Source organism: Legionella sp. (assembly GCF_965140895.1).
GTDB lineage: Bacteria > Pseudomonadota > Gammaproteobacteria > Legionellales > Legionellaceae > Legionella.
Genome location: NZ_CBCSKT010000155.1, coordinates 1 through 1015, shown reverse-complemented (window position 1 = coordinate 1015; position 1015 = coordinate 1). Strand labels below are relative to the sequence as shown.

Below are 1015 nucleotides of genomic sequence, written 5' to 3'. Positions count from 1 at the left end.
GAGCCTCCGGACAACCACAATTTTTACCTTCCAGCTGGGTTAGATATGCCGTGGACTATGATGGTGATGGCCATCGTGATATTTGGAAAAGTAAACCTGACGTCTTTGCTTCCATTGCTAATTACATGAAGCAAAATGGCTGGAAAACAGACGAGCCTTGGGCGATTCAAGTTAAATTACCTAAGAATTTTGATCGTGCTTTGGAAGGTAAAACTACGATTAAACCAGTAAGTGAATGGGCTTCTTTAGGGGTGCTTACTGAAGATGGCAAACCATTGCCTCATCAAAACCTAAATGCAAGTATTGTTGAGCCTTATGGTGGTCCTACATTTATGGCCTTCCCTAACTATAAGATGATTTTGCACTATAATAATTCTATATATTATGCCGGAGCCGTAGGTTACTTAGCAGATAAAATCTGCCAAGCACAGCCACGATAAAATACGATGAGTGACTATCTTGATAAAACGGCCGGTTTAACTCCCTTGGCGAAGCGGGTAATCTGTGACAAAGCCACAGAATATCCGCACACTGGGGCTTATAATCAAGTAGTTACTCAAGGTACTTATTTGTGTCGGCGCTGTGGGTTGGCGCTCTTTCGTGGCTCAAGTCAATTCAGTTCTGGCTGCGGTTGGCCTGGTTTTGATGCGAATATTGTACAGGCGGTAAAGCAAGTTCCCGATAGTGATGGTCAGCGCATGGAGATTCTTTGCGAGCGCTGCAATGCACATTTGGGACATGTGTTTACTGGCGAGTACTTTACCCAAAACAATTTACGTCATTGTGTTAATGCAGCTTCTATTGATTTTGTTGCCGACAGCATGGTTTTAGATACCGAAGAGGCCATTGTTGCTGGCGGCTGTTTTTGGGGCGTAGAGCATTTTTTAAAACTGATTCCTGGGGTATTGAAGGTTGAGTCTGGTTATACTGGCGGTGTGACTCTAGACCCTGGTTATGAGCAAATCTGTCAGGGCAATACCGGACATTATGAAGCAGTACGCGTTGTTTATGATCA

General features: G+C 43.8%; 2 protein-coding genes. Both read left to right on the top strand.

Features of this window, described 5'->3' with window-relative positions; translation table 11 throughout:
- The coding region (locus tag ACQY7T_RS13640) for a lytic murein transglycosylase (RefSeq protein WP_428414074.1) at window positions 1-440 on the top strand (440 nt) is incomplete at its 5' end.
- 6 nt (window positions 441-446) lie between these two features.
- The coding region (locus ACQY7T_RS13635) for a peptide-methionine (R)-S-oxide reductase (RefSeq protein WP_428414073.1) at window positions 447-1015 on the top strand (569 nt) is incomplete at its 3' end.